A 15011-nucleotide genomic window follows, 5' to 3' on the forward strand; every position below is an offset into this window, starting at 1 on the left:
TGTCTAACTCGTGGCGATGTCCCTAATATCCTGACGAATATTTTCAAGCCATCGACTGAAAATCCTCAAGCCACACTGTGTTTTAGCTCAGCAGGTGGAGAGCCGATCCCTTATATATGGGAAAAGGATGGAGAGGATAGCCCAGAGTTAAAGTCCATTCGTATTTTCGATTCGAAGTCAGCAGTACATTATATTTCCAAAGAAGATCGCGTTGAGTACAAACCAGCAGAACTCAAGTTACTTGATGAACTAGTAAGTGTTTGTCTTGAAGTGAAAAGAAGACTTTTAGATGAACAGAAACATCATTCAGCACCGCACCCAATATTTGGATATAACCCATCGACTAAAGTAAATGCGTTTTTACAATCACTAAATAATTTGCCGATTGCAGAATCAACTACAACTTTAGACTCCCACTGTGCAACAGATGAAGAAATAGCTCAAATAGAACCCTTGAAGCTAGAGATCCTCGAGTTAACAGGCAAGACACCAGACCAATTGAAAAGGGAGCTAGCAGGGAAGTATGGTCATCGAGAACCCTTATATAAATTTATTAATAATTTGGTATCTCAACTTAGTGACGGTAGCTTGAGCGAAATAGGTCGATTGTATGATGAACATAAATCCAAAATTGCAGCAGCTGAAGTCATAAGACAAACGACTCTCACAGGTTTACCTATTGGGGGAATTGGTACTGAGGTTTGGAAACAGATGTGGAGGCATGTTGAAGGCTTTATTACTAGCCAAAATGGTTCCTTTCCTCCAGCTACAGGAGAGAATTGCCCAACTTGTTTGCAGGTTATAGATACTGCAACAGCTGAGCGTATGAAGGCATTCCACAAGTACATACAAGATCAATCTCAAGTTGAAGCTCAGAAAGCAACCCAAGCATATCAAGCTCGAATAAATTTTATTGAAAACCTGTCTTTCGATTTATCGCCTTTTTCTGGAATTCTAACTGAAATTGAAGCCGTTAAACCTGAGGTTATGAATGCTTTAGGTGAACTAATGGGACAATTAATCAATCGCAAACAAGCTGTCCTAGCAACCAATCCATGCTTTATCCATCCATCATTAATCCTTAGTGTTCCAAACTGGCTGAAAGCTCAGTTGGACTCTCTCAAAGCTAAGATTGAAAGTGTGGCTGATGATGGATCTTTAGCTAAGTCACTCGCAGAAATGAATTCAAGACTATTGGAGTTAGTAGATCGGCAAACAATACGCCAACAGAAACGATTAGTCTTAAATGAAATCAACAGACTGCATACTTTTCAGATTTTTCAAAATGCTCTAGGTAGTGTTGTACTTACGAAAATAACTTCATTTACATCAGTGTTGAGTAATGCAGGTGCAATTGGTCAGTTAAAAGGTGTGTTTGAAAGCGAGTTATCTGCACTAGGTTTTAAAGCTTTTTCTGTCGAAACTAAGACTCGTGGTTCGGCAGGGGAACAGAAATTGAAGCTAGCTATTTCGAATATTGCCTCTACACAAATCTCAGATATTGCCAGTGAAGGTGAGCAAAAATGTATTGCTTTGGCAGGCTTTATGTCCGAGTTAACAATTGATAGTCGTAAGTCAGCAATTATCTTTGATGACCCAGTAAACTCACTAGATCACAAGTGGCGTAGGTTGTTTGCAAAACGAATAGCCAAGGAATCTCTACACCGTCAAGTGATTGTGCTAACTCACGATTTACCATTTTTAGTCATGTTGAGGGAAGCTGCACCAGAGACTTCGTTTAACTTAGTGCATATTGCTCAAAAAGGCTCCTATTCTGGTTTCCCTGTAGGTCGTTTACCATGGGATGCAATGTCCACAAAAGACCGGATAAAGTTCCTACGCCAACAAATTGTTGATGTAAGAAAATACTGCAAAGATTTTGAGAACTTCATAGAGGAAGAATATAAAGAGAAAGCAAGGTACGTCTATGGGAAGCTGCGAACCACTTTAGAGCGACTCATTGAGGAATGGTTGATTGGTGATATTGTCCAACGATTCAGTAGGGATGTTCGAGTAACAATGATCGCTAAGCTACTAAAAGTAAGCGAGCCTGAAATAGTTTTTATTACAGCCCTCTATGACAAGTGTTGTGGTTTCCTAGATGCCCATGATAACCCAGCTAATGCTGGTGTAGTTCCTATGCCTGACATTGATGAACTAAATCAAGACATCGAAGATTTGGCGGTATTTTTTGAGGAAGTAAAGAATAACAGAAAGTAGCCTTGAACAAACGAAGATAGGACAGGCATAACTCTTTTGAGATTAACAGCCGATACCGAGACTACAGAAGTTCACCCTCCCCTGCGAAGTTGCTGAAGGGCGTTGGAATAAATTGCGTGAGTCCGGACATGGATGTCCGGCTAGCTTCCGTAGGTACAGGGACGTTGCCTTCGGAAGCGATAGCTATTTATCCATAAGACCAAGGCTAGTCATCAATGCATGTAACTTCGCTAGGGGTGTCTTGGAGAATCCAAGGAGGATAGGACGAGCAGTCCTCCTTGGTCGGGTGTGGGGTGAAGCCCCGCGACTTTGATTCACCTCGGCCGTTAGGCCGCAATGACTAGCAAGTTATGCTAGCGATCACAGTGGTCGGTGAAAGTGGGAATCCACTCTGTTGCCAGTCTTTGGTGTAATGTACGGCAAAGGTGTCGGTCGTCGCATCAAAGGATAATTCCCCGATAATTAAATCACCGAGGTGCATCTCTAACGTGAGCTTTTTGGAAGTACTCATGGGTTAATACCAGCCGTTAGTTTCGGTGTCGCTGGTTTGAACCGAAACGATATCAACCCCCAGACCATCAAGGATTTTGAATACGGTTGAGATATAAACATCCTCACCTTTTTCAACTCGGATCAGCGTTTTTTTGGTTACGCCGCACAGCATGGCTGCCACGTCTTGAGTAAGAGCAGCACTTTTCCTTCGCTCTTTAATTAACAAGCCGAGGGATTGTTGATTTAGCGGTGATACCATCATCATCTCCAAAAGTGTAACTTCATACACCTTAGCCCTAAAACCAGCCCCATTCAATATAAAAGTGTACAGAACTACACTTTTGGATTGTTGAAAATGACAAGTCAACCAAAAGTGTACAATGTTACACTTTTATGGTCATTTCAGTGCTTAAATCCCAAAAAGTGTAGCTAAGTACACCCAATATTTCCCCAAGTTGCCAGACCAAAAACAAAACCCCGATACTGTTACCAGTATCGGGGTTTTCTTTTACAAGAACTTTGGTTTGAGGCTTTTAGGCTCCAGACCAGCAAAGTATCTTACGTAGGATAAATCGAGTTAGAACAAGGCGCTTTACCACGACGTTTAGCTTTCTTAAACGAGTGGTGAAGCAACGCAGTTATCACCGATTTAGACCAGTAAGATTACATCATGCCGCCCATTCCGCCCATCCCACCCATACCGCCCATATCTTGGCTAGCATTTTGTGGAATTTCAGCAACCATAGCTTCTGTAGTGATCATCAGACCTGCGATTGACGCAGCGAATTGCAATGCACAACGGGTCACTTTAGTTGGGTCAAGGATACCCATTTCTAACATGTCACCGTAAGTGTCATTACCGGCGTTGTAACCGAAGTTACCGCTGCCGTTCTTCACTGTGTTAGCAACAACTGACGCTTCTTCACCCGCGTTAGTGGCGATTTGACGCAGTGGTGCTTCCATTGCACGCAGTGCGATAACCACACCGTGTTTTTGGTCTTCGTTTAATACTTCTACTTCAGCGATCTTAGAAGCTACGCGAACCAGAGCAACACCGCCGCCAGGAACCACGCCTTCTTCTACCGCAGCGCGAGTTGCATGCAGTGCATCTTCAACGCGCGCTTTTTTCTCTTTCATTTCAACTTCAGTCGCTGCGCCAACTTTGATGACTGCTACGCCGCCAGCTAGTTTAGCCATACGTTCTTGCAGTTTTTCTTTGTCGTAGTCTGACGTTGATTCTTCAACTTGTTGTTTGATTTGGCTTACACGAGCAGCAATTTGTGTTTGCTCGCCGTTACCATCGATGATGGTGGTGTTGTCTTTCGTGATCACAACACGCTTAGCTGTACCTAAATCTTCTAGCGTTGCTTTTTCAAGCTCTAGGCCGATTTCTTCAGCAATAACAGTACCGCCAGTCAGGATTGCTACGTCTTGCAGCATTGCCTTACGACGATCGCCAAAGCCAGGTGCTTTAACAGCAGCCACTTTCACGATACCGCGCATGTTGTTCACAACTAATGTTGCTAATGCTTCACCTTCAACGTCTTCAGCAACGATAAGCAATGGCTTACCGGTTTTTGCCAGACCTTCAAGGATAGGTAACAGTTCGCGAATGTTAGAGATTTTCTTGTCTACTAACAGTACGAATGGGTGATCTAATTCAACACTGCCCGTTTCTGGCTTGTTGATGAAATATGGAGATAGGTAGCCACGGTCAAACTGCATACCTTCTACTACGTCCAATTCGTTTTCTAACGCTTGGCCTTCTTCAACTGTGATCACGCCTTCTTTACCGACTTTTTCCATCGCAGTTGCGATGATTTCGCCGATAGATTCGTCAGAGTTTGCAGAGATAGTCGCAACTTGCGCAATCGCTTTTGAATCTGCACAAGGTTGTGATAAGGCTTTTAATTCAGCAACTGCAGCGATAACAGCTTTGTCGATACCGCGCTTCAGATCCATTGGGTTCATACCGGCTGCAACGGCTTTTAAGCCTTCAACTACAATGGCTTGAGCCAGTACAGTTGCAGTAGTAGTACCATCACCGGCGGCGTCGTTGGCTTTAGAAGCAACTTCTTTCACCATTTGCGCGCCCATGTTTTCGAATTTGTCTTCTAACTCGATTTCTTTGGCAACAGAAACACCGTCTTTAGTGATCAGTGGTGAGCCGAAGCTCTTGTCTAATACCACGTTACGGCCTTTAGGGCCTAAGGTCACTTTAACTGCGTTCGCGAGAATGTTTACGCCAGCCAGCATTCTTACGCGAGCGTCATTACCAAATACAACTTCTTTAGCTGCCATCTTGATTATCCTTTAAATTTTTAATGATTAATTGGAATGTCGAATTGATGCTGAGGATTAACCCACTACTGCCATCAGGTCAGCTTCCGACAGGATCAAGACTTCTTGACCGTCGATTTTTTCTTTCTTAACGCCGTAACCTTCGTTGAAGATCACCACGTCACCCACTTTGACATCCAGTGGCTTAACTGTGCCATTTTCTAAAATACGGCCATTGCCCACAGCAAGGATTTCACCGCGAGTTGATTTTTCAGCGGCGCTACCGGTCAGTACTATGCCACCCGCTGATGTTGATTCAACTTCTAGACGCTTAACGATTACGCGGTCATGTAATGGACGAATATTCATCTATGAACTCTCCTAATGATTTGATGCCCTACAATCGAGCCTATTTGTGATAAAAAAAACAGACACCTTAGTCTGCTCTTTTGCTGTCTGAGATATGGGGCTGACAGTGTCGAGATCCAAGGGCATTTACAAAAAAAACTTCAATTTTTTGATGTCGGTTTTTTCAAGTCCGCACAATCCTGCTAGAATCTCGCCTCCGCTCGCTAACAAGGCACTATTTTTCCATGAAAGACAGACACGGGCTGCTCACCGCGCCAATTGGTCGTGTACTGCTCAACATGAGCCTCCCCAACTTAATTGGCATTATGACCATTCTAGGTTTCAGCCTCGCTGACACTTTTTTTATCAGCCAATTGGGCACTGAAGCCTTAGCCGCCATCAGTTTTACCTTTCCGGTAACCTTAGTGATCTCGAGCATCGCCATTGGTATTGGCGCTGGAGTCTCGACCAATTTAGGTCGACTGTTCGGTTCGGGTAATGCCCACAAGGCCAAAGTGTTCTTGCATGATGCCTTATTGCTCACTTTTATCTTGATCGCCAGTTTAGCCGCACTGGGTAGCATTTTTATTACGCCACTGTTTCGCTTACTCGGGGCAAACGATGACAGCTTACCGCTGATCCACGACTATATGATTTACTGGTATGTCAGCGCACCGCTGCTGGTATTGTTGATGGTAGGCAATCAAGGCTTACGTTCCACTGGCGACACCCGCTCGCCAGCGATGATCATGGCACTGGCGGCGCTCATCAATCTTATACTCGATCCGTTACTGATTTTTGGTATTGGGCCATTTCCACGTTTAGAAATCCAAGGCGCCGCGATTGCAACCCTGTTTGCTTGGTTGATTGCCTTATCTTTGTCGGGATATTTGTTGATTGTCAGGCGCAAAATGCTCGAATGGGCCGCCTTTGACATAGACAGAATGCGCGCGAACTGGAGCAAACTAGCCCATATCGCACAACCCGCCGCCTTGATGAATTTAATCAATCCACTAGCCAATGCCATTATTATGGCCATGTTGGCGCATATCGATCACAGCGCAGTGGCAGCCTTTGGTGCCGGTACTCGATTAGAGTCAGTACTATTAATAGTGGTGATGGCACTGTCGTCGAGTTTAATGCCCTTTATTGCGCAAAACTTAGGGGCAGGACAGCCACACAGAGCGAAAGAAGCCCTGCTGTTATCGATAAAATTTATCTTTATTTTCCAAACCTTACTCTATATCCCACTGATCTTTTTAGCCGAGCCTATCGCGCATTTATTCAGTACCGATCCGCAGGTTATCGAATGGCTGAGTTTTTATATCTTAGTGCTGCCCTGCGCCTACGGACCTTTGGGTATAGTGATTATTGTCGCGACCTCGCTCAATGCCTACCACAGGCCTATGAGTTCATTAGTCATCAATCTGTGCCGCTTAGTACTGCTCATGCTGCCGCTAGCAGCCTTGGGATCGTATATAGGTGACGTTAAAGGCCTGCTGCTCGCGCTACCTGTGACCAATATTTTGATGGGAATTGCCTGTTACTGGCTGGCGCAGCGGATCTGTGAGCCCACAAAGATCACGACCGCAAACGCCATTAGCGAGGGGTAAACTAGCTTGATTTTTTAACGGGAAAGCGCAAAACATCGTCTGAAAACGCTCCCGTAGAGGCTTTGCAGGATCGACGTGGGCCTTGCTCACTCATATTAGTCGGCACCCCGTTTGGCACTAACTCTTGCATGATATAGTCGATAAAGCGCCGACTGGCTAAACTTACGTAACGTCTTGATGGATAAGCTAAGAAACACTCGCCTTGGTGGGGTTGGATTTCAGGTAACAAAGTAACTAACTCACCGCTTTGTACATATTCATCCACGACTTCAGCAGGCGCATACACTATGCCGCGTCCTTGCAATCCAAACTCAACCGCCACTTCAATACTGTTGGAGCAGAAATTACCTCTGACTCTCACCTCTTGTTCTGAACCGATAAATAACTCATTAAAAATTTTGCCATTGGATAAACGGAACATAGACACATTATGTGCTTCAATCTCTTTCGGTGTTTTAGGTGTACCGTATGCAGCTAAATATTGCGGACTGGCGTAAAAACGTAAGTCAGTGGTAAAAATCGGCCGCACTACTAAATCTAAGGTATCCAACGCAGGCTCGACGACAAAGGCCACATCGAGATTATGTTTCACCATATCAACGGATTCTGAACTGCTGATGACTTCTAAGGTGAGTTTAGGGTGCATATCCATAAAGCGGAAAATGGCTTGCATCAAGATTTTCATGCTGTGGATGGGGAACATTTGAATACGCAAATGCCCGCTGATCTCAGCATCGTCATTGGTCATTTCGAATAGGGTTTCGTCGAGCTGAGCCAAAATATTCTGCGAGCGCTGGTAAAAATGGCTGCCCGCAGAAGTGAGCGTCATAGAGCGGCTCTGACGGTGGAACAATTTAATGTTCAGCTCATCTTCCAAGGCTTGCAAACGTCGACTCACAGTCGATTTAGGTAAGTTAAGTAAATCCGCCGCTTCAATCAAACTACCGGTTTCAGCAATTCGGTGGAATAACGCTAAGTCCTCTGTCTTCATTTTGACCTTAAGTTCAATCTCATTATGTGGGACTGATAATCCCAAAGTATCCCGTTTATTGCAACTAATTTAGCTGGTATCTTCGCGCCCAGAAATGCTGACAATTTGTTAACTAGGAAATATCCACCATGAAATCATATCGACTCTTGCCGCTGACAATGCTGCTTCCAGCCCTGATCAGTGGTTGTTCGCCTGCGGAAAGTTCAGTGCAAGTGGCAACAATTCGTCCGGTTAAACTGTTTGAAGTACTCAATGTAGAAGACGGAGATTTCAGAACATTTCCAGCCCGCGTTGCCGCCAATAGTCGCGCAGAATTATCGTTCCGCATTTCAGGACAATTAACAGAATTGGCATTAGTTGAAGGGCAAAGAGTCACTCAAGGTAGCTTACTCGCAAAACTTGATGACAGGGACGCCCACAATAATTTAATGACCCGTGAGGCGGAGCATGAACTGTTAGCCGCTGACTTTAAACGTAAAGTCGAGCTACTCAATCGCAAGCTGATTTCACAATCTGAGTTTGATAGCACTCAAGCGCAACTCAAATCGGCCACCGCCGCCTTAGCCGCTGCACGCGATCAACTGAGTTACACCCGTTTAACGGCACCTTTTAGCGGTACGGTCGCCAAACGTTTGGTGGATAACCACCAAATAGTGCAAGCAAACCAAGGGGTATTAACATTACAGAACAATAACTTGCTCGATATTAGCATTCAAGTTCCCGAGTCGATGGCGGCGGGTTTGAAGCAATATACCGATCAAGCTCATTTTACAGCTAAGGTGCGTTTTAGTGCCTTCCCCGAGCAAAGTTTCGATGCCAAATTTAAAGAATACTCGACTCAAGTCACGCCGGGCACCCAAGCCTATGAAGTGGTGTTTTCGTTACCTCAACCTCAAGATATTCAGTTACTTCCAGGAATGAGTGCCGAGTTGACCTTAGCCTTAGTCAAAGATCCTAGTGCCCTTTCGTCAACGGTAGTGCCAGTGACCGCTATCGATAAGCGCGACCAAGATGGCCAAGTGCAAGTGTGGATTTATCAAGCGCAATCGGGTGAAGTAAAACCGACGATGGTGACGCTAGGACGCGTGAGTAATCAAGGTGTTGAGATTTTAACGGGCGTCAACAAGGGCGATCTCATCGTCAGCGCTGGAGTGTCTCAATTATCCGATGGTATGAAAGTCAAACCACTACGCTGGCAGCGTGGGGTGTAATTGATGAATATTGCAGAGTATTCGATACGCCACAAAGTCATCAGTTGGATGTTTGTGTTGCTACTACTCGTGGGTGGTGGCGTCAGTTTTACCGGTTTGGGGCAATTAGAATTTCCCGAATTTACCATTAAAGAAGCTTTAGTGATCACGGCTTATCCCGGTGCATCGCCTGAGCAAGTTGAAGAAGAAGTGACATTACCGCTCGAAGATGCCCTGCAGCAACTCGACGCCATTAAGCATGTGACTTCAATTAATAGTGCGGGTTTATCACAAATCCAAATCGAGATTAAAGAAAGCTACGATAAAACCAGCCTGCCGCAGGTGTGGGATGAAGTGCGTCGTAAAGTTAATGATGCTGCGGGAAACTTGCCGCCGGGCACAGCAACGCCACAGGTGATGGACGACTTTGGCGATGTGTATGGCATTTTATTTAACCTTTCGGGACCTGATTACAGCAACCGCGAGTTGAGCAATTACGCCGACTATCTGCGCCGCGAGCTAGTGCTAGTACCTGGAGTAAAAAAGGTTTCTGTTGCTGGCAACGTCACCGAGCAAGTCGTGATTGAAATCTCCCAGCAAAAGCTATCGGCACTGGGGTTAGATCAGAGCTATATCTATGGCTTAGTGAACAATCAAAACGTCGTCTCTAACGCGGGCAGCTTAGTGATTGGCGATAACCGTATCCGCATTCATCCCACGGGCGAATTTAGCAATGTGCAGGATCTCGCGCGCTTGATCGTCAGCCCTCCGGGTAGCTCTGAGCTGATTTACCTTGGCGACATTGCCAATATTGAAAGGGATTATGACGAAACCCCTAACGTGCTTTATCACAATAAAGATGAAGCAGCGTTATCGCTGGGGATTTCTTTCTCTAGCGGTGTGAATGTAGTCGAAATCGGGCAAAAGGTCAGTGACCGTTTAGCCGAGCTTGAATCGCAACGCCCAATCGGCATGAATTTAGCGACGGTTTATAATCAGAGTCAGGCGGTAGATGAGACAGTTAACGGCTTCTTAATCAACCTAATGGAATCCATTGCCATAGTGATCGCCGTGCTTCTGCTGTTTATGGGATTGCGCTCAGGCCTGCTGATGGGCCTGATCTTACTGCTGACGATTCTAGGCACTTTTATCGTGATGAAAGTGCTCGGGATTGATCTACAACTCATCTCCCTCGGCGCACTCATTATTGCCCTTGGTATGTTGGTCGATAACGCCATTGTCGTTACTGAAGGCATTTTAATTGGTATCCGTCGCGGTAAGACCCGTTTGGAAGCGGCCAAACAGATAGTGTCCCAAACCCAGTGGCCGCTATTGGGCGCGACTGTAATTGCCATTATTGCCTTTGCGCCCATTGGCTTATCGCAAAATGCCGCCGGTGAGTTCTGCCGTTCTTTATTCCAAGTGTTGATGATTTCACTGTTTATCAGCTGGATCACCGCCATCACACTCACGCCGTTTTTCTGTCATCTGTTATTTAAAGATGCGCCGAGCGATGAAGAAGCCCAAGACCCCTACAAGGGCTGGTTCTTCAGCTTATATCGCACAAGCTTAATTGTAGCGCTGCGCTTTAGACTGGTGAGCATACTGCTGGTTATCACTATGCTTTTCAGCGCTGTGGTGGGCTTTGGTCATATCAAGAATGTGTTCTTTCCTGCTTCTAACACGCCGATTTTCTTTGTGGATATCTGGATGCCAGAGGGGACTGACATCAAGGCGACCGAGCGTTTTACCGCTGATATCGAGAAGTTAATGCTCTCGCTGAACGAGCAAAAAGACGTTGGGCTAAAACACTTAACAACCGTTATTGGTCAAGGTTCGCAGCGCTTCGTACTGCCCTATCAGCCAGAAAAAGGCTATCCCGCCTTTGCCCAGTTGATTGTTGAAATGCAAGATTTGACCGCCGTTAAAGCCTATATGCCAGAATTAGAAACCTTGTTAAATCAACGTTTCCCACAGGCACAATATCGTTTAAAAAACATGGAGAACGGCCCTTCGCCCGCAGCCAAAATTGAGGCACGCTTTTACGGTGATAACCCCGAAGTGCTGCGCGCTTTAGGTGCTCAAGCCGAGGCGATTTTCCACGCAGAGCCGAGCATGGATGGCATACGTCACAACTGGCGTAATCAAGTGCCGTTGATCCGTCCGCAACTGGAAAATGCCCAAGCGCGCGAAACAGGGATCAGCAAGCAAGACCTCGACAATGCCTTATTGGTTAACTTTAGCGGTAAGCAAATTGGTTTATACCGAGAAACCAGCCACTTGCTGCCTATCGTCGCCAGAGCGCCCGCCGAAGAACGTTTGCAGGCCGACAGCCTATGGAAGCTGCAAATTTGGAGCAGCGAACACAATACCTTTGTGCCCGCCACCCAAGTAGTCAGTAGCTTCAACACTGAGTGGGAAAATCCGCTGGTGATGCGCCGCGATCGCATGCGCATGCTCGCTGTGATGGCCGATCCTAAGCTTGGTAGCAATGAAACCGCCGATTCTGTACTGCGCAAAATCAAAGACCAGGTCGAAGCGATCAGCTTGCCCGCGGGTTACCGCTTGGAATGGGGCGGTGAATTTGAAACCGCAGGTGAAGCACAAGCGTCGGTATTTAGCTCAATTCCCTTAGGTTATCTGGCGATGTTTTTGATTACCGTATTCTTGTTCAACTCAGTGCGTCAGCCCTTAGTGATCTGGTTTACTGTGCCACTGGCATTGATTGGGGTTTCAGCGGGACTCTTGTTGTTCGATGCGCCCTTCAGCTTTATGGCACTACTCGGATTACTGAGTTTGTCGGGCATGGTGATTAAAAACGGTATTGTCTTGGTCGATCAGATCAACCTCGAGCTCAGTGAAGGTAAACCAGCCTATTTTGCCTTAATCGACTCCTGTGTCAGCCGTGTTCGTCCAGTGATGATGGCCGCAATAACCACTATGCTCGGGATGATACCGCTGATCCCCGACGCGTTTTTCGGTTCTATGGCGATTACAATTATTTTCGGTCTAGGCTTCGCTTCTCTGCTGACGCTCATCGTACTGCCAGTGATGTACAGCCTAGTATTCAATATCAAAGCGACGGCAACAGGAGGTCAATCACCCAGCTAACCTGCTCCGCATTTTATCCAAAAACGCTTCCCGGCGCGGCCGGTCAGTCATTCGTGGCTGGCTGGCCATTTCATTTTTGATCTATTGCGGTTTGAGGGACAATTTAAACAAGCACATCCATTAGATAAACAAGTTTGGCAAACTGAGATTGGTCTTTAATTACGATAACTAATATGACTGATAAATAAATATATTAATTAAAAAATATGAACTATCAGTTCCATATTTTCACCACTAATACGGGACAATTACCTGTTACACACATTTACACGAGTAAATAGCAGCGGTATATTTAGTGCTGATTATTCATTTACAATACCATCTGAAATACCACTATCTATAACTAACAATATAAACAATGTTATTAATTTGTTAGCATAATAATTTATGTTTGAGAAACATCATGAAATTACGCTTTGATAGCGTCCAGACAATGAGTAAACAGACAATATTACTGGCAGTTATTAGCACTTTACTAATACTCACTACAATCCCGTTTATCTGTAGGTCATTCTGGCTCGCACTTGTACTATTATGGTATGTTTTTTGTAGTTTTTAATTCTAAAATTAATTAGAAATCTGTCTAATCAAAAACTTTATTACTTCAAACAGACAAAATTTAAGTCATTTATACATAACATCAGCCTTACTACAAAACATTGCTTTTAATAGAGATTAGCTAAAAAAGAGTTTTCGATGAAATATGCAAAGAAAATTTTATTTGTGACTATTAGAGCACATCTAATTTATACGGTAATATTTTTACCGAGTACTTTCGCAGAAGATATCAATTATAGTCATTATGGGCCACTTCGTGTGCATGCCCAATCACCTACACATGCGGGTAGCTTAACGCCTCTACTTCGTTCAGGATTTGCACTGCCTGAAGGGAAAAAAGAGATATACGGATCTGCAACAGTAGCAAGTGTATGGGCTGAAACTGACGATTACTATGCTGACTACTATCATAATTCTCTTAATGGTGGAATAAAGTGGCAACTCACTGAAAAATTGATGTTTGATACTAATTATAAGTGGAGTTTTAGTGGGGATAACCATCTTGACTCAGTCACTATCTGGTTTCATGATGCATTTGGTGTGGGTCAAAATGGCCGCGACAATACAATCAAAGACAAAAACCAAATATTTTCAAAGAATGGTATAAATCAACCTGATCTTTCTGGCGATACGCTAACGAATTCCCTAAATTTCTATTTAGAATATCAATTGCTTAGTGAGGATAATTATGGTCTATCAATTGGTGGCAGCTTATATTACAACCATGTTAATTCTGGCCCATTTGTAGATAACCGTTTTGAACAAGCATTACAGCTGAATTATAGCTATACATCTGGAATGCATCATTTTTACTCCACAACAGGTATAAGTTTTAGACAAAATGATGAAAGTCTATCTGGAATAGACTATAAAGACCATGCTGTAATGTTATCTTTAGGTTATGAGTATTTAATGGGACGCCATGGTTGGCTTATTGAATTACATCATTATGAAGGTTTACTCAAAACAGATAATGACTTTTCAAAACCTTCTCACGAAGTATTTCTAGGCTATAGGTATTATCTGAATAACAGTGCAATTGAATTCACTATAATCGAAAACCTACTCAACATGGACAACAGCACTGATATTGCTTTTTCTCTTGGGTACAGAGTCATGATTTAAAAATACCTTACTTTATCGAATGAATGTGATCAAAAAGCTTTTCTCTAATATCATGTTCACTCTTATGCTGAGTGAGCGGGTTATTAGGATTGGAGTTTTTTATGAGTGAAATGGCTATTACGGGGGATGTGAACCAGCGGCACAGGTCAGATTGATTCAGTGGGCCACTGGTATCTAAGGCATATTAGGGAGAAAACTCAAGCGAATAAACGCGATAATCAAATGAGTTAATCCAATAACAAACTAACGCAACAGGCGACTAATACAAGACTAAGGCTTAGGATCTTTATCCTGTTCTTTGTCCTGCGCTTTATCAGAGAGTTGATGGCTAGCGGGTTTGATATCACTTGGATCGACTTTATGTTCAAAGTCTCCCTCAAACACATTACCGTCTTTTTTCACACTATCATCAAATGGCGCTTGGCCAAATGGGTCCTGTGGCTTAGGCCCAAAGGGACCTTGGCCCGCTTGAAAGCCACCGTGCATTGTGCCCTGTAAACCGGCAACAACCCGTAACTGCATGCGTTTGAACAGCAAGGCAGCAATGGGGCGACGGGTTAATGGCGTCAAGAATAATAGGCCAATGGCATCGGTCACAAAACCGGGGATCACGAGCAAGATGCCCGCCATTGCTAACATCATACCTTCAACGATTTCTTGCCCCGGTGCTTCACCGCGGGCGAGTTTTTGTTGTACTTGCATTAAGGTGTTTAAGCCTTGGCTGCGAACCAAAGAGACCCCGAGCACGGCGGTAAACAGCACTAAACCTATGGTAGTCCAAGTGCCAAGCACTTCACCCACACGGATCAGCACCGACAGCTCTATTACTGGGATCAGCACAAAGAGTAAAAAAATAATGAAAAACATACCGACCTCAGGTTTATCTGACTATCTCTGTAAACTAAATGGGGGTTATCCGGTCTTAATTCAAGTCAGGATAACCATTAGGACTAAGTAAGGGAGCAAAACACTGATATTTAGCTCACCCTTTTGTTAACCCGCTAATGTATGAGACCATTAAAACACGTAAAGTAGCCTAACGAAGTTGGCTTAAGCGAACTTTAAGATTCTTAAGAGACGATA

General features: G+C 44.4%; 10 protein-coding genes and 1 pseudogene. 5 read left to right on the forward strand and 6 right to left on the reverse strand.

Going from position 1 to position 15011, the window contains the following annotated elements; all coding sequences use genetic code 11:
* On the forward strand, positions 1-2220 hold a 2220-nt coding region (locus L5M28_RS21505; protein WP_263204379.1), incomplete at its 5' end, for an AAA family ATPase.
* Positions 2221-2587: 367 nt separating this feature from the next.
* On the opposite strand, the pseudogene L5M28_RS21510 reads toward L5M28_RS21505, so the two are convergent.
* The 4 genes and pseudogenes from L5M28_RS21510 to L5M28_RS21525 all read right to left on the reverse strand — a co-directional run.
* Positions 2588-2731, reverse strand: a pseudogene (locus tag L5M28_RS21510) (type II toxin-antitoxin system HipA family toxin); the annotation flags it as partial.
* A 3-nt stretch (positions 2732-2734) separates the two neighbouring features.
* A complete protein-coding gene (gene hipB, locus L5M28_RS21515) occupies positions 2735-2971 on the reverse strand; it encodes a type II toxin-antitoxin system antitoxin HipB (RefSeq protein ID WP_263204388.1) in 237 nt (78 codons plus the stop codon).
* A gap of 404 nt (positions 2972-3375) precedes the next feature.
* A complete protein-coding gene (gene groL, locus L5M28_RS21520) occupies positions 3376-5013 on the reverse strand; it encodes a chaperonin GroEL (RefSeq protein ID WP_011847850.1) in 1638 nt (545 codons plus the stop codon).
* 57 nt (positions 5014-5070) lie between these two features.
* Positions 5071-5361 carry a co-chaperone GroES gene (locus L5M28_RS21525; RefSeq protein WP_006086113.1) on the reverse strand — a complete coding sequence of 97 codons (291 nt, stop codon included), beginning with the start codon at positions 5359-5361 and terminating at the stop codon, positions 5071-5073.
* Positions 5362-5585: 224 nt separating this feature from the next.
* Here L5M28_RS21525 and L5M28_RS21530 point away from each other — a divergent pair, with 224 nt between their 5' ends.
* On the forward strand, positions 5586-6953 hold the full coding sequence (locus tag L5M28_RS21530; RefSeq protein WP_263204380.1) for an MATE family efflux transporter: 1368 nt from the start codon (positions 5586-5588) through the stop codon (positions 6951-6953).
* Position 6954: 1 nt separating this feature from the next.
* Here the strand turns inward: L5M28_RS21530 and L5M28_RS21535 are convergent, their stop codons facing one another.
* On the reverse strand, positions 6955-7944 hold the full coding sequence (locus L5M28_RS21535; protein ID WP_263204389.1) for a LysR family transcriptional regulator: 990 nt from the start codon (positions 7942-7944) through the stop codon (positions 6955-6957).
* A 128-nt stretch (positions 7945-8072) separates the two neighbouring features.
* On the opposite strand from L5M28_RS21535, the gene L5M28_RS21540 reads away from it, so the two are divergent.
* The 3 genes from L5M28_RS21540 (at position 8073) to L5M28_RS21550 (ending at position 13928) form a co-directional block, all read left to right on the forward strand.
* A complete protein-coding gene (locus tag L5M28_RS21540; RefSeq protein ID WP_263180422.1) occupies positions 8073-9155 on the forward strand; it encodes an efflux RND transporter periplasmic adaptor subunit in 1083 nt (360 codons plus the stop codon).
* 3 nt (positions 9156-9158) lie between these two features.
* Entirely contained in the window at positions 9159-12245 is a 3087-nt protein-coding gene (locus L5M28_RS21545; RefSeq protein WP_263204381.1) for an efflux RND transporter permease subunit, read from the forward strand.
* Between the two features lie 696 nt (positions 12246-12941).
* Complete coding sequence (locus tag L5M28_RS21550) at positions 12942-13928, forward strand: DUF3187 family protein (RefSeq protein ID WP_263204382.1); 987 nt, start codon at positions 12942-12944, stop codon at positions 13926-13928.
* Between the two features lie 270 nt (positions 13929-14198).
* On the opposite strand, the gene L5M28_RS21555 is transcribed toward L5M28_RS21550, so the two are convergent.
* Positions 14199-14795, reverse strand: a complete 597-nt coding sequence (locus L5M28_RS21555; RefSeq protein WP_105251362.1) for an FxsA family protein — start codon at positions 14793-14795, stop codon at positions 14199-14201.
* Positions 14796-15011: the final 216 nt, after the last annotated feature.

It is taken from the genome of Shewanella sp. SW32 (genome assembly GCF_025653365.1).
In the GTDB taxonomy this organism is placed as follows: domain Bacteria; phylum Pseudomonadota; class Gammaproteobacteria; order Enterobacterales; family Shewanellaceae; genus Shewanella; species Shewanella oncorhynchi.